Annotated in this window: 25 protein-coding genes and 1 tRNA gene; 10 read left to right on the top strand and 16 right to left on the bottom strand. The window is 70.9% G+C overall.

Annotation, left to right across the window (positions count from 1 at the left end):
* Positions 1–20: 20 nt before the first annotated feature.
* From groL to JSX79_RS04510, 6 genes are all read right to left on the bottom strand, one after another.
* Positions 21–1,640, bottom strand: coding sequence for a chaperonin GroEL (gene groL, locus JSX79_RS04535; protein ID WP_070417818.1), 1,620 nt, complete (start codon positions 1,638–1,640; stop codon positions 21–23).
* Positions 1,641–1,899: 259 nt separating this feature from the next.
* Complete coding sequence (locus JSX79_RS04530; protein WP_022903461.1) at positions 1,900–2,103, bottom strand: cold-shock protein; 204 nt, start codon at positions 2,101–2,103, stop codon at positions 1,900–1,902.
* Positions 2,104–2,306: 203 nt separating this feature from the next.
* A complete protein-coding gene (locus JSX79_RS04525; protein WP_229085284.1) occupies positions 2,307–2,888 on the bottom strand; it encodes a LytR C-terminal domain-containing protein in 582 nt (193 codons plus the stop codon).
* Complete coding sequence (locus JSX79_RS04520; RefSeq protein ID WP_229085283.1) at positions 2,885–3,181, bottom strand: DUF3263 domain-containing protein; 297 nt, start codon at positions 3,179–3,181, stop codon at positions 2,885–2,887. Before JSX79_RS04520 ends, JSX79_RS04525 begins: the two co-directional genes overlap by 4 nt.
* 96 nt (positions 3,182–3,277) lie before the next feature.
* On the bottom strand, positions 3,278–4,279 hold the full coding sequence (locus tag JSX79_RS04515; RefSeq protein ID WP_229085282.1) for a DUF2332 family protein: 1,002 nt from the start codon (positions 4,277–4,279) through the stop codon (positions 3,278–3,280).
* A complete protein-coding gene (locus JSX79_RS04510) occupies positions 4,279–4,752 on the bottom strand; it encodes a GNAT family N-acetyltransferase (RefSeq protein WP_071294891.1) in 474 nt (157 codons plus the stop codon). The genes JSX79_RS04515 and JSX79_RS04510 overlap by 1 nt, the downstream gene beginning before the upstream one ends.
* Positions 4,753–4,809: 57 nt before the next feature.
* On the opposite strand from JSX79_RS04510, the gene msrB reads away from it, so the two are divergent.
* The 3 genes from msrB to JSX79_RS04495 all read left to right on the top strand — a co-directional run bounded on the left by msrB (position 4,810) and on the right by JSX79_RS04495 (position 6,355).
* Positions 4,810–5,214: a peptide-methionine (R)-S-oxide reductase MsrB gene (gene msrB / locus JSX79_RS04505; RefSeq protein ID WP_070417813.1), complete on the top strand. Its 405-nt coding sequence runs from the start codon at positions 4,810–4,812 to the stop codon at positions 5,212–5,214.
* 36 nt (positions 5,215–5,250) lie between these two features.
* Positions 5,251–5,323 (top strand) — tRNA-Thr (locus JSX79_RS04500).
* A 39-nt stretch (positions 5,324–5,362) separates the two neighbouring features.
* Complete coding sequence (locus JSX79_RS04495) at positions 5,363–6,355, top strand: acyltransferase family protein (protein ID WP_229085281.1); 993 nt, start codon at positions 5,363–5,365, stop codon at positions 6,353–6,355.
* A gap of 239 nt (positions 6,356–6,594) precedes the next feature.
* On the opposite strand, the gene JSX79_RS04490 is transcribed toward JSX79_RS04495, so the two are convergent.
* Both JSX79_RS04490 and JSX79_RS04485 read right to left on the bottom strand, forming a co-directional pair.
* Entirely contained in the window at positions 6,595–7,626 is a 1,032-nt protein-coding gene (locus tag JSX79_RS04490) for an aldo/keto reductase (RefSeq protein WP_229085280.1), read from the bottom strand.
* Between the two features lie 53 nt (positions 7,627–7,679).
* Positions 7,680–8,480 (bottom strand): alpha/beta fold hydrolase, encoded by an 801-nt coding sequence (locus JSX79_RS04485; protein ID WP_071302091.1) that lies wholly within the window; start codon positions 8,478–8,480, stop codon positions 7,680–7,682.
* Positions 8,481–8,514: 34 nt separating this feature from the next.
* On the opposite strand from JSX79_RS04485, the gene JSX79_RS04480 reads away from it, so the two are divergent.
* Positions 8,515–9,276, top strand: coding sequence for an NAD(P)H-hydrate epimerase (locus JSX79_RS04480; protein ID WP_092385778.1), 762 nt, complete (start codon positions 8,515–8,517; stop codon positions 9,274–9,276).
* Positions 9,277–9,297: 21 nt separating this feature from the next.
* Here JSX79_RS04480 and JSX79_RS04475 read toward each other — a convergent pair whose 3' ends face one another.
* Positions 9,298–10,239 (bottom strand): 2-deoxy-5-keto-D-gluconate 6-phosphate aldolase domain-containing protein, encoded by a 942-nt coding sequence (locus tag JSX79_RS04475; RefSeq protein WP_229085279.1) that lies wholly within the window; start codon positions 10,237–10,239, stop codon positions 9,298–9,300.
* A 64-nt stretch (positions 10,240–10,303) separates the two neighbouring features.
* Between JSX79_RS04475 and JSX79_RS04470 the strand changes: the two genes are divergently transcribed.
* Positions 10,304–11,197 carry a neutral zinc metallopeptidase gene (locus tag JSX79_RS04470; RefSeq protein ID WP_229085278.1) on the top strand — a complete coding sequence of 298 codons (894 nt, stop codon included), beginning with the start codon at positions 10,304–10,306 and terminating at the stop codon, positions 11,195–11,197.
* A gap of 19 nt (positions 11,198–11,216) precedes the next feature.
* Here JSX79_RS04470 and JSX79_RS04465 read toward each other — a convergent pair whose 3' ends face one another.
* Positions 11,217–12,155, bottom strand: coding sequence for a thioredoxin domain-containing protein (locus JSX79_RS04465; protein WP_229085277.1), 939 nt, complete (start codon positions 12,153–12,155; stop codon positions 11,217–11,219).
* Between the two features lie 243 nt (positions 12,156–12,398).
* On the opposite strand from JSX79_RS04465, the gene JSX79_RS04460 reads away from it, so the two are divergent.
* Both JSX79_RS04460 and JSX79_RS04455 read left to right on the top strand, forming a co-directional pair.
* Complete coding sequence (locus JSX79_RS04460) at positions 12,399–13,499, top strand: ABC transporter ATP-binding protein (protein WP_070417806.1); 1,101 nt, start codon at positions 12,399–12,401, stop codon at positions 13,497–13,499.
* Positions 13,500–13,581: 82 nt separating this feature from the next.
* The gene (locus JSX79_RS04455; protein WP_092385133.1) at positions 13,582–14,889 is read left to right on the top strand and encodes a DUF4032 domain-containing protein; all 1,308 of its coding nucleotides are present in this window, start codon (positions 13,582–13,584) and stop codon (positions 14,887–14,889) included.
* A 127-nt stretch (positions 14,890–15,016) separates the two neighbouring features.
* Here the strand turns inward: JSX79_RS04455 and rlmB are convergent, their stop codons facing one another.
* From rlmB to JSX79_RS04435, 4 genes are read right to left on the bottom strand one after another with little or no spacing between them, the layout of a single operon-like run.
* On the bottom strand, positions 15,017–16,027 hold the full coding sequence (gene rlmB / locus JSX79_RS04450) for a 23S rRNA (guanosine(2251)-2'-O)-methyltransferase RlmB (RefSeq protein ID WP_229085276.1): 1,011 nt from the start codon (positions 16,025–16,027) through the stop codon (positions 15,017–15,019).
* Positions 16,028–16,055: 28 nt separating this feature from the next.
* Positions 16,056–17,465, bottom strand: a complete 1,410-nt coding sequence (cysS, locus tag JSX79_RS04445) for a cysteine--tRNA ligase (protein ID WP_229085275.1) — start codon at positions 17,463–17,465, stop codon at positions 16,056–16,058.
* Positions 17,466–17,482: 17 nt separating this feature from the next.
* Positions 17,483–18,658, bottom strand: coding sequence for a 2-C-methyl-D-erythritol 4-phosphate cytidylyltransferase (gene ispD / locus JSX79_RS04440; protein ID WP_229085274.1), 1,176 nt, complete (start codon positions 18,656–18,658; stop codon positions 17,483–17,485).
* 49 nt (positions 18,659–18,707) lie between these two features.
* Positions 18,708–19,190 carry a CarD family transcriptional regulator gene (locus JSX79_RS04435; RefSeq protein ID WP_017888066.1) on the bottom strand — a complete coding sequence of 161 codons (483 nt, stop codon included), beginning with the start codon at positions 19,188–19,190 and terminating at the stop codon, positions 18,708–18,710.
* Between the two features lie 158 nt (positions 19,191–19,348).
* On the opposite strand from JSX79_RS04435, the gene JSX79_RS04430 reads away from it, so the two are divergent.
* Complete coding sequence (locus JSX79_RS04430; RefSeq protein ID WP_071295879.1) at positions 19,349–19,954, top strand: hypothetical protein; 606 nt, start codon at positions 19,349–19,351, stop codon at positions 19,952–19,954.
* A gap of 86 nt (positions 19,955–20,040) precedes the next feature.
* On the opposite strand, the gene JSX79_RS04425 is transcribed toward JSX79_RS04430, so the two are convergent.
* Positions 20,041–20,721 (bottom strand): response regulator transcription factor, encoded by a 681-nt coding sequence (locus JSX79_RS04425; RefSeq protein ID WP_022906624.1) that lies wholly within the window; start codon positions 20,719–20,721, stop codon positions 20,041–20,043.
* Entirely contained in the window at positions 20,718–21,884 is a 1,167-nt protein-coding gene (locus JSX79_RS04420; protein WP_229085273.1) for a cell wall metabolism sensor histidine kinase WalK, read from the bottom strand. Before JSX79_RS04420 ends, JSX79_RS04425 begins: the two co-directional genes overlap by 4 nt.
* Before the next feature lie 146 nt (positions 21,885–22,030).
* On the opposite strand from JSX79_RS04420, the gene phoU reads away from it, so the two are divergent.
* Both phoU and JSX79_RS04410 read left to right on the top strand, forming a co-directional pair.
* Complete coding sequence (gene phoU, locus JSX79_RS04415) at positions 22,031–22,702, top strand: phosphate signaling complex protein PhoU (protein WP_070417800.1); 672 nt, start codon at positions 22,031–22,033, stop codon at positions 22,700–22,702.
* Between the two features lie 49 nt (positions 22,703–22,751).
* Complete coding sequence (locus JSX79_RS04410; protein WP_071302098.1) at positions 22,752–23,300, top strand: AAA family ATPase; 549 nt, start codon at positions 22,752–22,754, stop codon at positions 23,298–23,300.
* Positions 23,301–23,306 lie beyond the last annotated feature (6 nt).

Raw genomic sequence — 23,306 nt, 5'->3', positions numbered from 1 at the left:
GGCCCTTCCGTCAGGACTGCTTAGAAGTCCATGCCACCCGTCGGGTCGCCGGCCGGAGCAGCAGGGGTGCGCTCGGGCTTGTCGGCGACGACGGCCTCGGTCGTGAGGAACAGACCGGCGATCGACGCAGCGTTCTGCAGCGCCGAGCGCGTGACCTTGGCCGGGTCGATGATGCCCGCGGCGACGAGGTCGACGTACTCACCGGTCGCGGCGTTGAGGCCGTGACCCGACTCGAGCTCGCGGACCTTGGCGGCGACGACACCCGGCTCGAGACCGGCGTTCAGCGCGATCTGCTTGAGCGGCGCGTCGATCGCGACGCGGACGATGTTCGCACCGGTCGCCTCGTCGCCCTCGAGCTCGAGGGTGTCGAGCACGACGGACGCCTGGATGAGGGCGACGCCACCACCGGCGACGATGCCCTCTTCGACAGCGGCCTTCGCGTTGCGGACGGCGTCCTCGATGCGGTGCTTGCGCTCCTTGAGCTCGACCTCGGTCGCGGCACCGGCCTTGATGACGGCCACGCCACCGGCGAGCTTCGCGAGGCGCTCCTGGAGCTTCTCGCGGTCGTAGTCGGAGTCGGTCGCCTCGATCTCGGAGCGGATCTGACGGACGCGGCCCGCGATCTGCTCCTCGTCGCCGGCACCCTCGACGATGGTCGTCTCGTCCTTGGTGATGATGACCTTGCGGGCCTTGCCGAGCAGGTCGAGCGTCGCGTTCTCGAGCTTGAGGCCGACCTCTTCCGAGATGACCTGGCCGCCGGTGAGGATCGCGATGTCCTGCAGCATGGCCTTGCGACGGTCGCCGAAGCCCGGGGCCTTGACGGCGACGGACTTGAAGATGCCGCGGATCTTGTTCACGACGAGCGTGGCCAGGGCCTCGCCGTCGACGTCCTCGGCGATGATCAGGAGCTGCTTGCCCGCCTGGATCACCTTGTCGACGACCGGCAGGAGGTCCTTGATGTTCGAGATCTTCGAGTTGACGATCAGGATGTAGGCGTCTTCGAAGACGGCTTCCTGACGCTCGGGGTCGGTCACGAAGTACTGCGACAGGTAGCCCTTGTCGAAGCGCATGCCCTCGGTGAGCTCGAGCTCGGTGCCGAAGGTGTTCGACTCCTCGACGGTGACGACACCTTCCTTGCCGACCTTGTCGATGGCCTCGGCGATGAGCGCGCCGATGGTCGGGTCAGCGGCCGAGATCGACGCGGTCGCGGCGATCTGGTCCTTGGTCTCGATGTCCTTCGCGTTGGCGAGGAGCTGGTCGGAGACGGCGGCGACGGCCTTCTCGATGCCGCGCTTGAGCGACACGGGGTCGGCACCGGCGGCGACGTTGCGGAGGCCTTCGCGGACGAGGGCCTGGGCGAGGACGGTCGCGGTGGTCGTACCGTCACCGGCGACGTCGTCGGTCTTCTTGGCGACCTCCTTGACGAGCTCCGCACCGATCTTCTCGTACGGGTCGTCGAGCTCGATCTCCTTGGCGATGGAGACACCGTCGTTCGTGATCGTGGGGGCGCCCCACTTCTTCTCGAGGACGACGTTGCGGCCGCGCGGGCCGAGCGTCACCTTCACGGCGTCAGCCAGGATGTTCAGGCCGCGCTCGAGGCCACGGCGGGCCTCCTCGTCGAAAGCAATGATCTTAGCCATGTGAGTTTCTCGTCCCTCCCGGACGTCGTCATGGGGGTCGTGCTGGCACTCAGCGTGAGCGAGTGCCAACGCCGATTCTGGCACTCGCAGGGGTCGAGTGCAACACCGCCAGGAGGCGCGGGTCGAGTTCCCAGGACACGCACCGACACGAGCGACGAACGCACCGACACGAGGGACCGAAGCGACGAACGCCGGTCGCCGCACACGGACGAACGCGCCGCCCCGGACGGGACGGCGCGTTCGCGAGGTGGTTGCCGGGTCAGGCGGGACGGACCGATTCGGCCTGCGGCCCCTTCGACCCGGTGCCGACGTCGAACGTCACTGCCTGGCCCTCCTCGAGGACCTTGTACCCCGACATGTCGATTGCCGAGTAGTGCACGAACACGTCCTGGCCCCCTCCATCGACGGTGATGAAGCCGAAGCCCTTCTCGGCGTTGAACCACTTCACGGTTCCGTTGGCCATGATCTCTTGCTCCCTGCGGTGGTGCTGGTGCGGACGGCGTAGTCGCCGTCTTGGGGAGACTCTTACCGAACAACGCCGACAGGGCAAGAGGTGTGACGTTGTTTCACGTCGATTCCGACAAGAATCAACGTGCTCGAAACACGGCCGTCACAAATGCGCGCATCACCAACCGGAGAACGCGACCAGGAATGCGCCGGGAACGATCAGCCGGCGTAGTCCGCGCCGAGCACGACGCTGATGTCGGCGTTCGGGAACGCCGCCGACTGCTGCACCGCGGTCGTGCCGAGCGACTTCGCGATGCCCTGCGCGACGGCGGCCTGGGCGGCCTGCTGGTAGTACACGATCGTCGAGGTCGCCCCGGTCGTGCCGGCGTCCCCCGTCGACGTCACCTTCCACCCGGCCGAGGTCAGCGCCGCGCTGCCCTTCGCCGCGAGGCCGGTCGTCGACGTGCCGTTCAGCACGACGAGCGTCGTCGCACCCTGGTCGGCCGGGGTGCCCGCGGCCGGTGCCTGCGACGCCGACGATGAGGCGGACGACGACGGCGCCGCCGATGCGGACGCCGACGCCGAGGGCGACCCGGACGGCGACGCCGACCCGGTGAACGAGTAGCTGCCGTTCAGGAGCGCGAGGGCGACGACGCAGACCCCCACGATGACACCGGTGGCGAGCGCGGCCCACGCGAACGCGATCCACCCGCGCCCACGCCGCTGCGCACCGCGGTGCGCCCCGACCCGGGGGCCGTCGGCGACGTCGTCGAACCGGTCTCGGGGGTATCTCGTCGTCATCGTTCCTCTTCACGTCCTTCGGGAGCTGCACCGGGCGCGACGAAGCTGCGCGCTGCCCGGGCACTGGTGCGCGCGTACCGGAGCCGCTGCAGCCGGGAGACCAGCTGCGGGTCGTACGCGAGCGCCGCGGGCGAGTCGATCACACGGTTCAGCACCTGGTAGTACCGAGCGGGCGACATGTCGAACTCGACCCGGATCTCCGCTTCCTTCGTGCGGTCGTGCCGTGCCCGGTCGTGCTCGAACGCGAGCACGTGCTTGGCGAGCTCGTCGAGCTCGACGGGTGTGGCGGTCACTGCGGTTCCGATCACGGTGGGGGAACGGGTCTCGCACATCGTAGGGGTGGAGGTCATCCGCACCCTGGCACGCCGCTGGACTGTCGCGAAGACCGGTCACAGGTTCGGATCGGCCACCCACCGGACGCGGACCCCGAACGGGTCCGAGACGGCCAGGGCCACACCGTCGAGCGACGCGGTCGCGAACGCGTCCGGATCCGCAGGGTCGACGTCGTCCGGCAGGGTCGCGGCGACTCCGCTGAGGATCCCCGTGCGTTCCAGCGCGATCCAGTGCACGCCCCGCTCGCGCACCCGGTCGACGAACCGCTGGCGGTCCGCGCCGGGGACGTACACGAGGGTCCCGGTGGTCAGGACGACCGGCACGACGTCGTCCGGCAGGGCCTCCAGTGCGCGGTCGAGGTCGCCCGGCAGGGTGCCCCGGATGCGGACGGGAGGCGCGGCGAGCGTCGCACGCGCAGCCTCGCGCATCAGGGCGGTGCGATCCGTCGCCTCGGGCGGGACGGCCTCGACGAGCCGGTCGAACGCCCCGGGCCCGGCGAGGTCGATCGGGTTCGGGTCGAGAGCCACCCGCGCCCGGACGTCGATCGGGCACGCTGCCGGTGCCGGCACCGCGCCGCTGGCCGCCGCGACGAGGTGCAGGCCGGGCTCGACGGAGGCCGTGTGCATCCGGACGACCTCGGACCCCGCCCCGACGACGTAGTCGAGCGTCACCCGGTCCGGGATCGAGCAGAGCCCCGCCGCCGCCCCCGCGTCGACGAGACCGAGCGGCCGCCCGACCCGCGCGGCGAGCGCCGCGAACAGCGGGACCACCGGGGCGAGGCGTCTGGGGTCGTTGGCCTGCACCGTGGCGGAGGCGAGGGCGGCGACCAGGGCGGGTCGCGCCTCCTGGACGAGCGCGCGCAGCGAACCGGGGTCCGCAGGATCGGCGCCCAGGCGACGGGCGACCGCGAAGAGGAGCTCCGGCTGCCGCTTCGACTCCGGGACCGTGTCGAGCACGGACACCGTGCCATCGTCCACCGACCGCGCCCACGCAGCGTAGGACGGTGAGACGCCCGCGATGCGCTCCGCGTAGGCGGCGTACCGCTCCCGCGTGTCCATCAGCGACCGGGACGGTGCATGCCGACGTGGCGGATGCCGGCCTCGTCGTAGGGCGCTCCGAAGCGGACGAAGCCGTGGCGCTCGTAGAGTCCGGCGACGTACTCCTGGGCGTGCAGGACGAACGGCTCGTGCCCGTGCGCACCCAGCACCGCGGCCACGAGGCGACCGGCGATCCCGCTCCCGCGGTGTCCGGGGTCGGTGGCGACCCGGCCGATCACCCAGGCGGGTGCAGCCGAACCGTCCGGGTGGACCTCGTCCGGTGCGGGTCGGATGAGCCGCAGGTACCCAACCGCTCGGTCGTCGGTGCCGAACCACCAGTGCTCGGTGTCCGCTTCACGGTCACGGCCGTCGAAGTCCTCGGCCGTGACGCGTTGTTCCAGTGCGAACACGCGGTTCCGGAGCACCACGATGCCGTACAGTTCGTCCGTCGTCAGACGGTCCCAACGGGCGTGGTGCACGGAATGTTCGGACATCGTCGCGAGTTTACCGAAGTGGTCGTCCAGCAACGGCGACAGGAGCAGGAGGAAACAATGGCATACAACGTCGACAAGTCCGACGCCCAGTGGCGCGAGGAGCTCTCCCCGGACCAGTACGCCGTCCTCCGGCAGGCCGGTACGGAGCGCCCGTGGACGGGTGACCTCCTCGACGAGGAGCGCGCCGGTGTCTACACCTGTGCGGCGTGCGGCGCGGAGCTGTTCAAGAGCGGCACGAAGTTCGACTCCGGCTGCGGCTGGCCGTCGTTCTACGAGTCGGTCGACCCCGACGCGGTGCAGCTGCTCGAGGACAACTCCCTCGGCATGGCACGCACCGAGGTCCGCTGCGCGAACTGCGGCTCGCACCTCGGCCACGTGTTCCCCGACGGGTTCGGCACGCCGACGGGTGACCGCTACTGCATGAACTCGATCTCGCTGAACTTCTCCGAGAAGAGCGAGTGAGGCCCCGGCGCGTCCGCCGCTAGGATGGGCGCGTCAGCCGGCATGGCGCAATTGGTAGCGCACCGTACTTGTAATACGGGGGTTGCGGGTTCGAGTCCCGCTGCCGGCCCTCTTCCGGTGACCGAGCAACTGATATACCATGTTGTGCATGGCAGGATCAGTGCGCTCACCGGGTATCGACCTCGTCCGGGTGTTCGGCGTCGTCGCCGTCGTCGCCGGACACGTGTGGACGACCGATCTCGCCGTCGCCGCCTTCTACCCGTGGCACGTGCCGCTGTTCTTCTTCCTCACCGGCTGGTTCTGGACCGCCGGTCGACCGCTCGGGGCGGAGGTCCGGGGCCGGTGGCGCTCCCTGATCCGCCCGTACCTGGCCTGGTTCGTGGTCATCGGGCTCGCCTGGTTCCCGGCGACGATCACCTCGGGTGCCGCCGCCGGCCCGCTGGACCTCGTCCGCCCGTTCCTCGGTGGGCAGTACATCGGCCGGCCGTACTCGGCGTTCTGGTTCGTCACCGCCCTCGCCGTCGCGGCGGTCGCGCTGCGGGTCCTCGAACGTTTCCCCGCCTGGGTGCCGTGGACCGTCGTGATCGCCGCCGTCGGGGTGGCGACCGTCGCGCCGGGTGTGCTCCGACTGCCACCGGCGAGCGCCGGTACCGCGATCGCCGCCCTGGTGTTCGTCCTCGCCGGATCGGTCGCGCGCCGGTGGCTCCCGCGGATCGGGCGCCCGGCACTCCTCGGGGTGACGTGCCTCGTCGCGGGCGGGACCGCGGTGGCGCTGGGCAGTCGGCCGCTCGACCTCAAGCAGGCCGACTTCGGCACTCCCCTGCTCAGTACCGTGACGGCGGTCGTCCTGTGCAGTGGGTTCGTGCTGGTCGGGCTGGCACTCGACCGGGTCGTCCGGGGGCATGCGGCCGCGGTCGTGTCGCGGCTCGCGTCGGTCGGGATCACCGTGGTGCTCCTCCACGCAGCGGTCATCTGGGTCACGGAGCCGCTCCTGCCGGCACCGCTCGTGTTCGTGGCCGCCACGGTCCTGCCGTGGACCCTCGCACTCCTGCTCGACCGAACCCCGCTCGCTCCGTGGACGACGGGTCGGACGCCGCGGCGGACGGACCGGGTCCAGGGGGCGAGGCCGGTGGTCGCCTGACGTCGCGGGCAGCCTCCGTCGTCACCCGTTCGCGCTCCGGACGACCACGGCTCCCACATGCGAAGGCCCCGGGTGGGAACACCCGGGGCCTTCGGCGCGTGGAACACGGATCAGGGGGCGTTCCGAGCGCTCGACGCGGTAACCAGCCGGTCGTGCAGCGATGGTGACACCGCACCGAACACGGTGTCCACATCCCTGGTCAAGCTCGCGGAAAGCCGCACCCGTCGGACAGCGAACGCTCAGCGACCCCCGGTGATCTTCCGCTCGCGCTGCGCGACGCCCGCCGTGCCGTAGGGGTAGTCGTCGATGCGCGGCGCGCTGACCTCGGTGAGCCGTGCGAGCTCGGCGTCGTCGAGGACGAGGTCGGTGGCACCGAGGTTGTCCTCGAGCTGCGAGACCGTTCGGGCACCGAGGATGACGCTCGTCACGGCCGGTCGGGCGAGGAGCCACGCCAGGGAGACCTGCGACCGCGAGGCACCGTGCGCGTCGGCGATGTCCGACACCGCGTCGAGGACGGCCCAGGTGCGCTCGTCGCCGTTCCGCGCCTCCCACGCCTCCATCCCGCGCGCCGGGTTCTCACCGAGCCGGGTCGCGCCGCTGGGGGCCTCGTCGCGCTGGTACTTGCCGGAGAGCCAGCCGCCGGCGAGGGGCGACCAGGGCAGCAGGCCGATGCCGGCGTCGAGGCAGGCGGGGACGATCTCGTGCTCGATGTCGCGGACGAGCAGGTTGTACTGCGGCTGCAGCGTCACGGGCGGGGCCCACCCGTGGCCCTTCGCCTCGTACACGGCCTTCGTGATCTGGTACCCGAGGTAGTTCGAGAACCCGTAGGAGCCGATCTTGCCCGCGGACACGGCGTCGTCGAGGAAGCGCAGGGTCTCCTCGATCGGGGTGAGGGCGTCCCACGCGTGCATCTGGTACAGGTCGATGTGCTCGACGCCGAGCCGCTCGAGCGAGGCGTCGAGGGCGGCCCGGAGGTGCCGACGGGACAGCCCGAGGTCGTTCGGCCCGTCGCCCTGCGGGAAGCGTCCCTTGGTGGCGAGGACGACCTGCTGCGCCTCGGTCGGGTGCGCGGCGAGCCAGCGGCCGATGATGCGCTCGGACTCGTTGCCGGAGTAGACGTCCGCCGTGTCGATGAGCGTGCCGCCGGCGGCGACGAACGTGTCGATGATGGTGTGCGAGGTGGGTTCGTCGGCTTCGCTGCCGAAGGTCATGGTGCCGAGGGTCAGCGTCGACACCGATGTCCCGCTGTTGCCGAGGAGTCTGTAGTCCATGGCCGGGACGGTACGCGCGACCACCGGGGACAACGAGGACCTGGCAGTACCCGTCAGCGCTGGTCGGACACGGCGGTCTCGGTCAGGAAGGCGATCGCGGCCTGGCGGAAGTCGCGCGACGTCGGCGCGTTGAAGTGGTTCCGGCCCGGGATCTCGAAGAACGAGGCGTCCGGGGCCGCCGCCGCGAGCCGCACGGCACTGTCCTTGATGCCGTCCTCGCTGCCCGCGGCCATCAGCACGGGCTGCGCGGGCGCGTTCGACGGCGTCGGCTCGATGCTGCCCCGCATCCCCTCGACCATCGCCACGAGCGCGCCGAGGTCGTTCCCCTCGACGCCGGCGGCCATCGTCAGGTAGCCGTTCGTCACGCGGTCCTCGATCGGGGTGCCGTGGGCGAGGTGTGCCTTCGCCTGGTCGACCCGCACGCGCCGCATCGGGTCGGCGTCGGGGATGCCGCCGAACACCGCACGGGTGATCCGGTCGGGGAGCTGCTCGGCGGTGTGCCACCCGACGCGGGCGCCGAGCGAGTACCCGAGGTACGCGACGTCGTCGAGCAGGTAGGTGTCGATCACGCTGACGACGTCCGCGACGAGGAGCTCCATCGAGTACGCGGACGGGTCGTGCGGCTTCGACGAGGCGCCGTGCCCGCGCTGGTCGAGCGCGACGACGCGGTACCCGGCGCGGACGAGGTCGCGCGTCCACCCCGAGGCGTGCCAGTTCAGCAGCGCGCCGGAGGCGAACCCGTGCACGGCGACGACCGCCGGCGCCTCGGGGTCGCCGAAGTCGTAGGTCGCGATCTTCAGCCCGTCCGGGGACATCACGACGCGGGGACGGGGTGCTTCGGGGACGAGTGACATGTCCCCTCCAGGCTACCGGGGCACTGTGGTCGCCATGGACGGCTACGGCGGCGATCAGATCCGGGCGGCGGAGCGGCCGCACCTCGACGCGGGCGAACCGCTCATGCAGCGTGCGGCGGACGGGCTGGCGCGGATCGTCGGCGGACTGCTCGACGACCCGGCCGTGCGTCCGGCTGACGGACCGGGATCGGTCCTGCTGCTGGTGGGCAGCGGCGACAACGGTGGTGACGCGCTGTTCGCGGGGGCACGCCTGGCGGCGGACGGGAGGCGCGTGACGGTGCTGCGCGTCGGCGCACGCGTCCACGGGGCGGGCCTGGCAGCGGCGCTGGACGCCGGGGCGCGCCTCCTGGACCGCCCGTCCGACACCGGGTCGGTCCGTCCGGCCGCGGACCTCCTCGCAGCGGCCTCCCGGGATGACGCTGCGCGTCTGGCCGCCGTCGCGACCGACGCGGCGCTCGAGGCGGACCTGGTGCTCGACGGGATCCTCGGCATCGGCGTGCACGGCGCGTCCGCGCTCCGCTCGCCGGCGCGCGAGGTCGTCGCGGCGATCCGCCAGCTCGCACGCGACCAGCGCGCACCGTTCGTCGTGGCGGTCGACGTGCCGAGCGGCATCGACGTCGACACCGGGGCGATCGCGGACGACCACGTGCTGCAGGCGGACGTCACGGTGACGTTCGGCGGGGTGAAGGCCGGGCTGCTCCGCGGACCGGGCGCGAGCCTCGCCGGGCGGATCGAGCTCGTCGACGTCGGGATCGGTGCGGACCTGGCGGGCGTGGAGCCGCTGGTCCGCACCTGAGACCCGGGCTCGGACCCCGGGTCAGACCGCGCCGGCGTCCACGCCGTGCTCGATGCCCGGGCGGGCCTCGAGCCAGGTGTCGACGAAGTGGCGGTAGTTCGCCGCGATGAGTCCCTCGGCGGCCTCGGTGTCGAGGTGTTCGCGGACGACGTCCTCGAGCGGTTCCTCCCAGTTGCTGCGACCGATGGCGAACCCGACGAACCCGTCCACCCCGGCGGCGGTGCGCAGCCAGTGATCGAGCTGCTCCTCGGGGGCGTCCCGGCCGAGGACGATGCACTGCACCGCGTCCCGGCCACCGCGACGCACGGCCCGGACGACCCGTTCCGCGTCCGCGCGCTCGTCGAGGCCCTCGAGCTTCCACACGTCCGCCTCGACCCCGTGGTCCTGCAGGTACTCGATGACCTGCACGACGAGGTCCGGTCGGAGGTCGCGGTCGTAGTCCTCGACCGATGCCCGCTGCTCGTCGGTCGCCGGCACGAGCAGTTCGACCAGGAACGGCCGACCGGCACCGTGCAGCACGCCCGCGACCTCGGCGAGTTCCGATGTCTGCCGCTCGCGGCGGTCCGCGTCGAAGTCGGGGTTGTCGCGCACGAGCACCTTCACCCAGTCCGGGTCGAAGGCGTCCACGTGCGCCATCCAGTCCTCGCCGTACTCGAGCTCGAACCACTCCCGGCCCGACCGCTCGATCGGCATCGCGAGCTGGAGGCCGGCCTCCTTGACGAGCCGGGCGACGTCGGCGCCGTAGCGCTCGTCCACGAGGACTCCCGTGCGCTCGCGGGACGCACCGGCCGCGAGTGCCGTGAGGACGCCGCGGTAGACGAGCTGCTTGCCGGCGCGCACGCGCTCGGCCTCGGCCTCGTCGAGGGGCTCCCCGCCGGACTCGTCGTAGGTGTGCTCGAGGAGCGAGGACCGCTGGTCCATCGCGAAGAGGAAGAGGGGGTGGGAGTCGTCGAGGACGGGCATGCCGTCCGGTCTACTCCTCCCGCCGATGCGGGCACCGAGCACCGCTCACCCGTACATTCGGGGCATGACGTTCAACGACGACTCGCAGCTCAAGGGCGGGAAGGTCACCCGGCGGGGGCGCGGCGCTGCGATCGGCGGCGGCGCGGTGGGCGTCGGCGCCATCGTCGTGTTCCTCATCGCACAGTTCACCGGCGTCGACCTCTCCGGCATCATCGACGGCGGCAACGGCACGACCGAGATCCAGCAGCGCGGTGAGACCGTCGACGCAGCGGCCGAGTGCCGAACGGGCCGTGACGCGAACCTCAAGATCGAGTGCCGGATGGAGGGCGCCGCGGAGTCGCTCGACGGGTACTGGACGTCCGAGTCAGGGAAGCTCGGGATCGCCTACACGACCCCGGGGTTCATCCTGTTCGACGGCTCGACGAGCACCTCGTGCGGCCAGGCGTCGGCGTCGACCGGCCCGTTCTACTGCCCGCCGGACCGGGCGATCTACCTCGACACCGCGTTCTACGACGACCTGCAGTCGAAGTACGGATCCTCCGGAGGGCCGCTCGCGCAGATGTACGTCGTCGCGCACGAGTGGGGCCACCACATCCAGCAGCTCCAGGGTGCCTTCGCGAACACCGACCGCTCCGGGACCGGTGCGTCGTCCGGCAGCGTCCGCGTCGAGCTGCAGGCGGACTGCTACGCGGGCGCCTGGGTCGGCGACGCCGCGACCACGAAGGACGCGAACGGCGAGACCTTCTTCGAGCCGATCACGCGTGCCGAGATCGAGGACGCACTGTCCGCCGCGAGCGCCGTCGGCGACGACAGCATCCAGGAGCGCTCGAGCGGTCGGGTCGACCCGGACTCGTTCACCCACGGGTCGAGCGAGCAGCGCCAGAACTGGTTCCTGCGGGGCTACCAGCGCGGCGCGACGGCGTGCGACACGTTCAGCGTGCCGGGTTCGTCCCTGTAGTCCGGGTCAGCAGCCCGGGTCAGTTCGACGGCGAGGCGCTCGGCGTCGCGGACCGGGTCGGGGTGGCACTCGGCGTGGGCATCGGCGTCGGGGTGGCGTCGCTCGCACCGGCAGCCGTCACCACGAAGGTCCGGAAGTCGTCGTTCGTGATCGGCGAGGTGAGCTCGTAGCGCTGCCCGTTCACGAGCACGAGGGGCGTTCCGGGGAACTCCTCGAGCGTCGACCCGGGGATGTCGCCGCCGGTCACCGCGGTGGTCCGCTCGTCGATCCACTTGCTGTAGGTCTGGTCCTCGATGCACTTCGTGATCGTCGACCGCTTCTGCAGCCCGTCCACGCCCGTGACGACCTTGGTCAGCTGCGCATCGGTCAACCCGGCGGTGCCCTCCTCCGGCTGCTTCGCGAACAGCGCCTGGTTGACGGCGAAGAACTGGTCCGGCGAGCTGTCCGCGACGCATGCGGCGGCGTTCGCGGCACGGAGCGAGTACTTCGTGCCCTGCGACCGGTTCGAGAGGATCGCGATCGGGTGGATGTCCACCGTCGCCGCACCGGAGTCGACGAGGTTCTGGATGTACTCGCCGTTCGCGTCCTCGAACTGGCCGCAGATCGGGCAGAGGTAGTCGACGTACATCGTGATGCGCACCGAACCGGCGGCGTCCGTCGAGGTCGGCGAGGGCGACTGCGAGGACGCCGTGACCGCCTTGAGGTCCTGCCCGATCGTGATGCCGCCCTGCGAGGTGTTCGCCGGGCCGGGGCCCGCGGGCTGCACGGAGTCGACGAGGACGAGTGTCACGACGGTCGCTGCGGCGAGCAGGACGACGCCGATGCCGATCTGCAGGCCGAGTCGGAGTCCGCGCTGGCGGCGCTTCTGCTGGGTGCGGGCACGCTGGGCGCGCTGTCGTGCGGCTTCGCGTCGTTCGTTCCGCGCGGCGCGGGCGTCACCCTCGGGGCGGTTGGTCATGCGTCGAGTGTCCTCACGTTGGTCGTCGTCCGTACGGCTTCCCCCGGCAGGCCGGACGGACCCGCCGATCGTACCGGGACCCGATGGGAACCACCCAACCCGGTGTGAGCACTGGCGCTCCCGGGGCAGATCGTGTTGTATGAACCTCGATGGTCGACGGCGACCATCCGGGGCCCCCACGGGCAACCGCTTCACTCGGATCGTCCGGCACGTACCTGCCGGTGAAGGAAGGACCGAACGCTCATGGCGTCCGTCACCTATGACAAGGCAACCCGTCTCTACCCCGGAGGCAACCGTCCCGCGGTCGACTCCCTCGACCTGGACGTCGCCGACGGCGAGTTCCTCGTCCTCGTCGGCCCCTCGGGCTGTGGCAAGTCCACGTCCCTGCGCATGCTGGCCGGCCTCGAAGAGGTCAACTCCGGCTCGATCCGCATCGGCGACCGCGACGTCACGGACGTCCCGCCGAAGGACCGCGACATCGCGATGGTGTTCCAGAACTACGCGCTGTACCCGCACATGACCGTCGCCGAGAACATGGGCTTCGCGCTCAAGATCGCCGGCGTCGGCAAGGACGAGCGCGCCACCCGTGTGCAGGAAGCCGCGAAGCTCCTCGACCTCGAGCAGTACCTCGGCCGCAAGCCGAAGGCGCTCTCCGGTGGTCAGCGTCAGCGCGTCGCGATGGGCCGCGCGATCGTCCGTCAGCCGCAGGTGTTCCTCATGGACGAGCCGCTGTCGAACCTCGACGCCAAGCTCCGCGTCCAGACCCGCACCCAGATCGCCTCGCTGCAGCGTCGTCTCGGCGTCACCACGGTCTACGTCACGCACGACCAGACCGAGGCGCTCACCATGGGTGACCGCATCGCGGTGCTCAAGGACGGCATCCTGCAGCAGGTCGGCTCGCCGCGCGACCTCTACGAGAAGCCGAACAACGTCTTCGTCGCGGGCTTCATCGGCTCGCCGGCGATGAACCTCCTCCCGGCCGACGTGGTCGAGGGCGGCATCAAGTTCGGTTCGCTCAACCACCCCATCGACCGCGACACGCTCTCCAACGCGCGTTCCGGGAACATCACGGTCGGCATCCGCCCCGAGGACGTCATCGTGGCGCAGTCGGGCGAGGGCCTGCCGGTCACGGTCGACGTGGTCGAGGAGCTCGGCGCCGACGGCTACCTGTACGGTCACGCCGACGTCAAGGGTTCGCGCGTCGACATCGTCGCCCGCGTCGACGGGCGTTCGCACCCGTCGATCGGTGACACGATCGTCGTCACGCCGAAGCAGGGCCACGTGCACGCCTTCGACACCGAGTCGGGCGAGCGGCTCGACGACAAGGCCGTCGTCAGCGCGTAACGCTGGAAGGTCCCCACAGGAGGCGCGGTGCCAGCTGGCACCGCGCCTCCCGTCCGTCGCACACGTACCAGAGGAACCAACCGTGCCCGACTCGATGTCCATCACCGCCGCCACCGTCGATCCCGGACTCCTCGACCTGCCGTGGGACCTCCCACTGGCGGACTGGCCGGACGAGACGATCGTCGCGCTCCCGAAGGGCATCTCGCGGCACCTCGTGCGATTCGTGCAGCTCGGCGGGTACGTCGTCGCCGTGAAGGAGACCGGCGAAGAGGTCGCCCGCTCGGAGTACGAGATGCTCCGCACCCTGCAGCGCATGGACGTGCCGTGCGTCGACCCCGTCGCCGTGATCACGAACCGGGTGAGCGCCGACGGCGAAGCCCTGCACCCCGTGCTCGTCACCCGGCACCTGCGCTTCTCGCTGCCGTACCGCGCCCTGTACTCGCAGACGCTGCGGCCCGAGACGGCCACCCGCCTGGTCGACGCCCTCGCGCTCCTGCTCGTGCGACTGCACGTCATCGGCTTCTACTGGGGCGACGTCTCGCTCTCGAACACGCTGTTCCGACGTGACGCCGGTGCCTTCGCGGCGTACCTGGTGGACGCCGAGACCGGCAAGCTCTACCCCGGCGGCCTGTCGAACGGGCAGCGGGAGAACGACCTCGAGGTCGCGCGCGTGAACATCGCCGGCGAGCTCCTCGACCTCGAGGCCGGCGGTCGACTCGACGAGAACGCCGACGCCGTGGACGTCTCGAACCGGATCGTCGCGCAGTACCGGACGCTCTGGAAGGAACTCACCGGTACCGAGCAGTTCGACGTCAAGGAACGCTGGCGCATCAACGACCGCGTCGAACGGCTCAACGCGCTCGGCTTCGACATCGAGGAGCTCTCGATCCACACGACCGAGGGCGGGTCGCAGGTGCGCATCCAGCCGAAGGTCGTCGACGCCGGACACCACCAGCGACGGCTCCTGCGCCTCACCGGGATCGACGCCGGCGAGAACCAGGCGCGGCGGCTCCTCAACGACCTCGACTCGTACCGGGCGCGCAACGGCCGCGACCTGCTCGACGAGGAGATGGTGGCGCACGAGTGGGTCTCGCGGGTGTTCGAGCCGGTGATCCGGTCGATCCCGCGGGACCTGCGCGGGCGGCTCGAGCCGGCCGAGGTCTTCCACGAGCTGCTCGAGCACCGCTGGTTCATGTCGCAGGAAGAGGAGCGTTCGGTGTCGCTCCCCGAGGCGACGACCGCGTACATCAACGACGTGCTCCGGCACCGTCGCGACGAGCGGCTGCTGATCAACCCGCCGACGTCGTCGATGACGCTGCCGATCCCGGTCGTCGACGACGCGGTGCCGGCGTCGCCCGACGACGTCGAGGACTGGCGCGCCGGGGTCTGACGGGCGCGGGGTCGCCCCGGGCACGCCCACGCGCCCGCGCCTCGCGCGCCCGCGCGCCTCACTTGGTGAGCAGAAATGGTCGCCTCCCGAACCGGGAGGCGACCATTCCTGCTCACGAAGTGCGCGACTACTCGGCGCGACGGCGCCGGGCGACCTCCCACAGGGTGACGCTCGCGGCGATGCCCGCGTTGAGGGACTCCGTCGCGCTCGAGATCGGGATCGAGACGATCGCGTCGCAGGTATCGGTGACGAGGCGCGAGAGGCCCTTGCCCTCGGAACCGACGACGATCACGATCGGACGGTCGGCGAGCTCGAGGCCGTCGAGCTCCACGTCGCCGTCACCGTCGAGGCCGAGGACGAACAGGCCCATCGACTTGAGCGACTTGAGGGTCTGCGTGAGGTTCGGGGCCATCGCGACGGGGGTCCGGGCGGCCGCACCGGCCGAGGTCTTCCACGCGGACGCGGTCACACCGACCGAACGCCGCTGCGGGACGACGACACCGTGGCCGCCGAAGGCCGCCGTGGACCGGATGATCGCACCGAGGTTGCGCGGGTCGGTGATGCCGTCGAGGGCGACGAGCAGCGGGACCTCGTCCTTGGCGAACGCTCGCTCGACGACGTCCTCGGCCACGGCGTACTCGTACGCCGGGACCTTGAGCGCGACGCCCTGGTGCACGCTGTCGTGCCCCGTGATGCGGTCGAGCTCCGGACGCATGATCTCCATGATCGGGACGCCGCGGTGGTTGGCGAGCGCGAGGATCTCCTTGACGCGGTCGTCGACCTCGATGCGGGAGGCGATGTACAGCGTCGTCGAGGGGGTCTTCGTGCGCAGGGCCTCGAGCACCGAGTTGCGGCCGGTGACCAGCTCGGAGTCGTCGGTCTTCCGCTGCGGCGGACGACCGGTGCGCTGCTGCGGTGAGCTCGACGCACCGTGGCGCCCGCGAGCGGCCTCGAAGCGCTCCTTCGCCGCCTTGCGCTTGCCGGCGGGGTGGTACGGACGGTCCTCGGCCTTCGGCGTGGGCTTGCGGCCCTCGAGCGCCTGCGCGCCCTGGCCGCCGGAGCCGACCTGCTTGTTGCCCTTGCGACCGGTCCGGACGGCGCCCGGCCGTCCCTTCTTGCTGCCCGAGACGTTCTTCATTGCTCTCTCCTGTCCGGCACTGCCGTTGTCAGGCGATGCTCCAGCGTGTACCTGCTGCGGTGTCCTCGATCGTGATGCCCGCGGATGCGAGGTCGTCGCGCACGCGGTCGGCCGTGGCGAAGTCGCGTGCGGCCCTGGCGTCGGCGCGTTCCTGCACGAGGCGTTCGACGAGTGCTGCGAGCGGTGCGGCCGATGCGTCGTGGCCACCACCCGACCAGTGGGCGGCTCGCGGATCGATGCCGAGCACTTCCACCATCGCAGCCACCTGATGGTACGCGGTTCCGAGCGCTTCCGCATCGTCCGCGTCGAGGGCGGCGTTCCCGGAGCGGACGGTCTCGTGCAGCACGGCGAGGGCCTGGGGCACCGAGAGGTCGTCGTCCATCGCCGCGGCGAAGGCCTCGGGCACCCCCGGGGCATCGGCCAGCCGGACGCCCTCGAGCCGCGGCGCGGCCCGGGTCAGGAAGCCCTCGATCCGGTCGAGCGCCGCCTCGGCCTCGGCCAGGGAGCCGTCGTGGTGGTCGATCGACGAGCGGTAGTGCGCGGCGCCGAGGAAGTACCGGACGACCACGGGGCGCGCGGACCCGAGGAAGTCCGCGGCGAAGATCGAGTTGCCGAGCGACTTCGACATCTTCTGCCCGTCGACGGAGACGAGGCCGTTGTGCAGCCAGTAGGAGGCGAACGGGTCCCCGGCCGCCGTGGACTGCGCGAGTTCGTTCTCGTGGTGCGGGAAGCGCAGGTCGAGCCCGCCGCCGTGGATGTCGAACGCCGGGCCGAGGTAACGCCGGGACATCGCCGAGCACTCGATGTGCCAGCCCGGGCGGCCGGGACCCCAGGGCGAGTCCCAGTTCGCCGTCGACGGCTCCCCGGCCTTGGCGCCCTTCCAGAGCGCGAAGTCGCGGGGGTCGCGCTTGCCGCGGGGATCGGCGTCGGTGGCCTCGACCATGTCCTCGCGCCGCTGCCGGGTGAGCGCCCCGTAGGACGCCCAGCTGCCGGTGTCGAAGTAGACGTCGCCGGAGCCGTCCGCCGCAGCGTAGGCGTGCCCGCGGTCGATGAGCGTGGTGATGATGTCGTGCATCTGCGGCACGCTCGCGGTGGCACGGGGCTCGTACGTCGGGGGCAGGATGCCGAGGGCGTTGTACGCGGCCGTGAACTCGAGCTCGACGCGGTACGCCCGGGCGAACCAGGCCTCGTCGGTGCCGTGCGCGAGGTCGAGGACCTTGTCGTCGATGTCCGTGACGTTCCGCACGAGCGTGACCCGGAGGCCGCGGTGGGTGAGCCAGCGGCGCCAGATGTCGTAGACGAGCGCGGAGCGGAGGTGCCCGATGTGCGGCGACGACTGCACGGTCGGACCGCACACGTACATGCTCACCTGTCCGTCGACCAGCGGGACGAGGTCGACGACGGCAGCGGCGCGGGAGTCGTAGAGGCGAACGGTCACGCGTCCAGCCTAGGACGTCAGACCGGTCGGACGACGGCTGTCGCGATCGCGGCGAGCCCCTCGCCGCGGCCGGTGAACCCGAGACCGTCCGTCGTCGTGCCGGAGACCGCGACCGGGGCCCCGACGACGGCACCGAGGGCGTCCTGCATCTCGGTCCGACGTGCGCCGATGCGCGGGCGGTTCCCGATGACCTGCACGGTGACGGACACGGGCGCCAGACCGGCGGCGGCCAGCATCGCGACCGCACCCCGGACGAAGACGTCACCCGCCGCCCCGGCGTAGGCGGGGTCCGACGTGCCGAACGTCCCGCCGATGTCGCCGAGCCCGCCCGCCGAGAGCAGGGCGTCGCAGACCGCGTGCGCGACCGCGTCGCCGTCGCTGTGGCCGGAGAGCCCCGCTTCACCGGGGAAGTCGAGCAGCCCGACCCGGCACGGGGACGCCGCGTCGAACGCGTGCACGTCCACCCCGAGGCCGACCCGGGTGTCCACAGGGGTGGCGGCGCGGGCACGCACGATCGACTCGGCACGACCGAGGTCCCACGGGGTGGTGATCTTGAAGGCGTCGGCGTCGCCGGGGACGAACCGCACGGTGCCGCCCGCTGCCTGGAACACCCCGGCGTCGTCGGTCTCGGCCTGCTGCGACACCGCGTACGCCTGCCGGAGCGCGGCGAGCGGGAAGCCCTGCGGCGTCTGCACCCCGACGAGTGCCGCGCGGTCGACGGTCTCGACGACGGCGTCCCCGTCGACGCGCTTGATCGTGTCCGTGACGGGCAGTGCGGGGACGAACCCGGCACCCGCACCGTCGTGCAGCGAACCGGCGACGGCGTCGAACACCCGCTCGAACTGGGCTGGTGGCGTCAGACAGCGCGCCGCGTCGTGCACCAGCACCGCGGTGACGGAGTCCGGCAGCACGGCCAGGCCGGCCTCGACCGAGGCATGGCGATCCGCGCCTCCGGGGACGACGGCCGTGTACGCGACCGCAGCCCCGGCGACGGACGCGACCACCTGTCGGCAGTCGTCGAGGAGCGCCGCCGGCGCGACCACCACGACGAGCGTCGGCGACGGCAGGGCGAACAGGGGCTCGAGCGCCCGCGCGAGCATCAGCGTGCCGGCCACCGGGACGAACGCCTTGGCCGTCCCGATGCCGAGCCGCGTGCCGGAACCGGCCGCAACGACGACGACCGCCCTGTCCACCCCGTGGGGGAACAGAACGGTCGAGGACGTGTTCAGTGGTTCGGTGCGCTCAGGAGGCGAGGACCTCGTCGAGGACGGTCGATGCCTTGTCCTCGTCGGTCTTCTCGGCCAGCGCCAGCTCGGAGATCAGGATCTGCCGCGCCTTGGCGAGCATCCGCTTCTCCCCCGCGGACAGGCCGCGGTCCTGGTCGCGGCGCCAGAGGTCGCGGACGACCTCGGACACCTTGATGACGTCACCGGAAGCGAGCTTCTCGAGGTTCGCCTTGTAGCGACGCGACCAGTTCGTGGGCTCTTCGGTGAAGGGGGCACGCAGGACCTCGAACACCTTGTCGAGGCCTTCCTTGCCGATCACGTCACGGACTCCGACCAGGTCGACGTTGTCCGCCGGGACCTCGATCGTGAGGTCACCCTGGGTGACCCGCAGCTTCAGGTAGACCTTTTCCTCACCCTTGATGACGCGCGTCTTGACTTCAGAGATGGTTGCCGCCCCGTGATGGGGGTAGACGACGGTCTCGCCGACCTCGAATTGCATGTATCAGGCTCCGTTCCGAGACACCCAGTTTACCACAAGCGTTGTTCGGGTAAGGGGCGCCTAACAACTGGCACCCCCGCTGATCGGTAGGATGGTGCCGGACCGTCCGGTCCACAATCGTGATCTTCCGGAGGAATCTCTTGCGAGCTCGGGTACTCGTGTCCGTCGCCGTTGCGGCAACCATCGCGCTCGGCGCCACCGGCTGCGAGTTCATGTCGCCCGCACAGACGACGGAGATCAAGCAGATCACCGACGGCGTGAACGTGTCGACCGGCAAGGTGGACATCCGCAACGCGCTCCTCATCGCGGACGACGCCGACGGCGCCCGGTTCGTGGGCACGATCGTGAACAACGCCGAGCGGGACGACATCACCCTCTCGATCGAGGTCGGCGGGGACACCCAGACCGTCACGGTCCCGGCGAACACGCACATCGACCTCGGCGGCGCCGCGGAGCCCTCCGAGCAGGCCACCGCCTCGACAGAAGAGGGCGACGGCACCACGCAGGGCACGGCCGCCGGCGACTCGCGCGAGGTCGTCTTCGACGACGCCGACACCAAGCCCGGCTCGCTGGTCAAGGTCTACTTCTCGTACTCGGGCGCCGAGGGCGTCTCGGCGAGCGTCCCGGTGCTGACCAGCCAGCAGGAGGAGTACGCGACGCTCGCGCCGACCTCCTCGCCGGAGCCCACCAGCGAGATCACCCTCCCGGTCGAGACGCCCGCGGCCACGCCGACGGACGACGCGACGCAGGACGCCGGAAACTAAGCACACCGCACGGACGCTCGCACAGGAGGCGCGGCGCCGGTCCCAGGGACCGGCACCGCGCCTCCTGTGCGTCAGCCGACCGCGCGTCAGCCCTCGATGCGGTAGCCGAGCCCGCGGACGGTCACCAGGATCTCCGGCGCGCTCGGCACGCGCTCGATCTTCGAGCGGATGCGCTTGATGTGCACGTCCAGGGTCTTCGTGTCGCCGAAGTAGTCGGAGCCCCACACCCGGTCGATGAGCTGCCCCCGGGTGAGCACGCGCCCGGCGTTGCGGAGCAGCAGCTCGAGGAGCTCGAACTCCTTGAGCGGCATCGGCGTCTCCGAGCCGTCCACCGCCACGGTGTGCCGCTCGACGTCCATCCGGATGCCACCGACCTGCAGGATCCCGCTGTCCGCGGGGTCGTCCTCGGTCCGGCGACGCAGGACCGCACGGATGCGGGCGAGGAGCTCGCGGGTCGAGTACGGCTTCGTCACGTAGTCGTCCGCGCCGAGCTCCAGCCCGACGACGATGTCCACCTCGGAGTCCTTCGCGGTGAGCATGATGATCGGGATGTTCGAGCGGGTCCGGATCTGTCGGCAGACCTCGGTGCCGGAGAGTCCCGGCAGCATCAGGTCGAGCAGCACCAGGTCGGGGTTCTCCGCGTCGAACTTCGACAGCGCGGTCACGCCGTCCGCAGCGACGGAGGTGTCGTACCCCTCGCGCTGCAGCAGGAACTCCAGGGGCTCGCTCAGGGCCGGCTCGTCGTCGACGATGAGGATCTTGGTCACGATGGCTGCTCTTCCAGTTGCTCTTCGAGTGCTGTGGTCAGTTCTGGGTCCGCCTCGGGCAGGCGGATGGTGAAGGTCGAGCCCTTGCCGGGCTGCGACCAGACGCGCACGTCCCCGCCGTGGTTGCCGACGACGTGCTTCACGATGGCGAGGCCGAGGCCGGTGCCGCCCGTGGCACGCGACCGGGCGGGGTCGACGCGGTAGAACCGCTCGAACACCCGGTCGAGGTCGGCCTCGGGGATGCCGACGCCCTGGTCGGTCACCGCGATCTCGACGAAGCCCTTCGCGGACCGGACGCCCACGCCGACGCGGGTGTGGTCCGGGGAGTACTTGACCGCGTTGGCGATGAGGTTCGACACGGCGATCTGCAGCAGGGCGGGGTCGCCCATCACCCGCAGCTTCGACTTCTTCGCCCGCACGAGTTCGATGTCCCGGGCGCGGGCGACGATCTCGTTCGCGTCGACGGCGGCCTGCACGATTCGGTCGATCGACGTCTCCTCGCTGTTCTCCAGCGTGTCGACGGACTGCAGCCGCGAGAGTTCGATGATGTCCTTCGTCAGGGCGGCCAGCCGCTCCGACTCGGTGACGAGCTGCGCGGCGAACTTCCGCACGTGCTGGGGTTCGTCCGCGGCGGCGACGAGGGTCTCGGAGAGCAGGCCGATCGCGCCGATCGGGGTCTTCAGCTCGTGCGAGATGTTCGCGACGAAGTCCCGCCGGACCTCGTCGATGCGCCGGGTCTCGGTCAGGTCGTCGGCCGTGACGAGCACGTACCGGTTGCCGAGCTGCGCGGCGCGGAAGCTCAGGTAGCCGATCTGGTCGCTGCCCCGGCCACGGGGCAGCTCGAGGTCCTCGGCGCCCATCTCCCCGCTCTTGCGCACGCGGTCGACGAGGTCGACGAGCTCGCGGTGCACGAGCTTCCGCCGCACCACCAGCCCGACCGTCAGCGCCTGTGGCGAGGCAGCGACGACCGTGTTCGAGGGGTCGACCACCACGGCCGGGTTGTGCATCGTGGCGATGACCGCGGCGACGCCGTCGGGCAGGGTGCGTTCCGCCACGTCGGCAGCACGAGCCGTGCGCTCGGCGGTGATGATCAGCACCACGACGCCTGCTCCGAACACCCCGCCGAGGAGCATCGACAGTGGCACGAGCCACGCGTTGTCCATGCCGTCAGTGTAGGGATGGTCATGCGGGGTTCCGGTACCGTTCACCGTCTGCGGAAGGCCGGATCGCGAAGCGTTCAACCGCACGTCACCGTTCGTTCACCTGACGTGACGACACTCGACCGGTACGCAGAGAGAGGTACTCCCCCATGCGCGAAGTCTTCCAGCAGGAACTCCAGGACGTCCAGGAGCGACTGACCGAGATCGCCGGGCTCGTCGAGTCCGCCATCACCCGAGCCACGCAGTCGTTCAGCGAGTCCGACGTGTCCCTCGCCGAGGAGGTGATCGCCGACGACGTCAAGATCGACGAGGCGGCGAACAGCCTCGACGAGATCGCGATCGACATCCTCGCGCGTCAGGCCCCCGTCGCCCGTGACCTCCGCGTCGTGGTCACCGCCCTGCGCGTCAGCTCGTCGCTCGAGCGCATGGGCGACATGGCCGAGCACATCGCCCAGCTCACCCGGCAGCGCTTCCCCGAGAAGGTCGTGCCGAAGGGCCTCCGCGGCACCTTCAAGAAGATGGGCCAGCTCGACGTCGCGATGGCGCAGAAGCTCACGCGGCTGCTCGCCACCGAGGACATCGCCCTCGCCGGGGAGATCCGCGACGAGGACGACGCCATCGACGAGCTGCACGCGAGCGTGTTCGACTTCGTGCTCGGCGAGACCTGGAAGGGTGCGCCGATCGACACGGTCGACGCGACCCTGGCGTCGCGCTACCACGAGCGCTTCGCGGACCACGCGGTCTCGATCGCGAAGAAGGTCGAGTACCTGGCGACGGGTGACTGGGCCGGCGCGTCCTCGGTGACGGTGTCGCCCGCCTGACCCGACGCTGCGTTCCGCCCGGCTCGCTGGGTTCTGACAGGATCGAGGCATGGCCCAGGTCGCGATCATCGTCAACGGCATGCCCGGTTCCGGCAAGAGCACCATCGGTGCCGCCCTCGCCGAGGTGCTCGGCTGCCCGTTCCTGTCGAAGGACCGGATCAAGGAGCCCCTCGCCGACCTCGTCGGCCCGATGATCGCGTCGCGTCCGCTCGGCGGCATCGCGATGGACACCATGTGGTCGATGGCGCAGGCCGTCGAGAACGGCGTCGTCCTCGACGCCGTCTGGCTGCCGTCGCGGGACCGCGGACTCCTGGAGGCGCGGCTCGCCTCCGCCGGGTCACCGCGCGCTGTCGAGGTGTGGTGCGACACGGATCGCGCAACCGCCGAGGAGCGGCTGCGCGACCGGTACGACCCGGGCACCGTGCCGGTGCGCCACGAGGTGCACGGGGACCTGGCCGACGTGCTCGCGTTCTGGGACGAGCACGGCGACGCCGCCCAGCCGGTCGGCCTGCCGGGCGTCCCGGTGGTCCGCGTCGACACGACGAAGCCGTACGACGTCGGCGCCCTGGTGCAGGAGATCGCCTCCCACTTCGTGTGAACGCGC

This window comes from Curtobacterium sp. GD1 (assembly GCF_020882855.1).
Taxonomy (GTDB): Bacteria; Actinomycetota; Actinomycetes; order Actinomycetales; family Microbacteriaceae; genus Curtobacterium.
The sequence above is the reverse complement of the archived record's forward strand: the minus strand, read 5'-3'. Positions and strand labels throughout refer to the sequence as shown.

Bases quoted from the DNA above. Each gene is read 5' to 3' on its own strand.
- groL (WP_070417818.1), bottom strand. From the start codon at position 1,640: ATGGCTAAGATCATTGCTTTCGACGAGGAGGCCCGCCGTGGCCTCGAG.
- JSX79_RS04530 (WP_022903461.1), bottom strand. From the start codon at position 2,103: ATGGCCAACGGAACCGTGAAGTGGTTCAACGCCGAGAAGGGCTTCGGC.
- JSX79_RS04525 (WP_229085284.1), bottom strand. From the start codon at position 2,888: ATGACGACGAGATACCCCCGAGACCGGTTCGACGACGTCGCCGACGGC.
- JSX79_RS04515 (WP_229085282.1), bottom strand. From the start codon at position 4,279: ATGGACACGCGGGAGCGGTACGCCGCCTACGCGGAGCGCATCGCGGGC.
- JSX79_RS04510 (WP_071294891.1), bottom strand. From the start codon at position 4,752: ATGTCCGAACATTCCGTGCACCACGCCCGTTGGGACCGTCTGACGACG.
- msrB (WP_070417813.1), top strand. From the start codon at position 4,810: ATGGCATACAACGTCGACAAGTCCGACGCCCAGTGGCGCGAGGAGCTC.
- JSX79_RS04495 (WP_229085281.1), top strand. From the start codon at position 5,363: ATGGCAGGATCAGTGCGCTCACCGGGTATCGACCTCGTCCGGGTGTTC.
- JSX79_RS04490 (WP_229085280.1), bottom strand. From the start codon at position 7,626: ATGGACTACAGACTCCTCGGCAACAGCGGGACATCGGTGTCGACGCTG.
- JSX79_RS04485 (WP_071302091.1), bottom strand. From the start codon at position 8,480: ATGTCACTCGTCCCCGAAGCACCCCGTCCCCGCGTCGTGATGTCCCCG.
- JSX79_RS04480 (WP_092385778.1), top strand. From the start codon at position 8,515: ATGGACGGCTACGGCGGCGATCAGATCCGGGCGGCGGAGCGGCCGCAC.
- JSX79_RS04475 (WP_229085279.1), bottom strand. From the start codon at position 10,239: ATGCCCGTCCTCGACGACTCCCACCCCCTCTTCCTCTTCGCGATGGAC.
- JSX79_RS04470 (WP_229085278.1), top strand. From the start codon at position 10,304: ATGACGTTCAACGACGACTCGCAGCTCAAGGGCGGGAAGGTCACCCGG.
- JSX79_RS04465 (WP_229085277.1), bottom strand. From the start codon at position 12,155: ATGACCAACCGCCCCGAGGGTGACGCCCGCGCCGCGCGGAACGAACGA.
- JSX79_RS04460 (WP_070417806.1), top strand. From the start codon at position 12,399: ATGGCGTCCGTCACCTATGACAAGGCAACCCGTCTCTACCCCGGAGGC.
- rlmB (WP_229085276.1), bottom strand. From the start codon at position 16,027: ATGAAGAACGTCTCGGGCAGCAAGAAGGGACGGCCGGGCGCCGTCCGG.
- JSX79_RS04435 (WP_017888066.1), bottom strand. From the start codon at position 19,190: ATGCAATTCGAGGTCGGCGAGACCGTCGTCTACCCCCATCACGGGGCG.
- JSX79_RS04420 (WP_229085273.1), bottom strand. From the start codon at position 21,884: ATGGACAACGCGTGGCTCGTGCCACTGTCGATGCTCCTCGGCGGGGTG.
- phoU (WP_070417800.1), top strand. From the start codon at position 22,031: ATGCGCGAAGTCTTCCAGCAGGAACTCCAGGACGTCCAGGAGCGACTG.
- JSX79_RS04410 (WP_071302098.1), top strand. From the start codon at position 22,752: ATGGCCCAGGTCGCGATCATCGTCAACGGCATGCCCGGTTCCGGCAAG.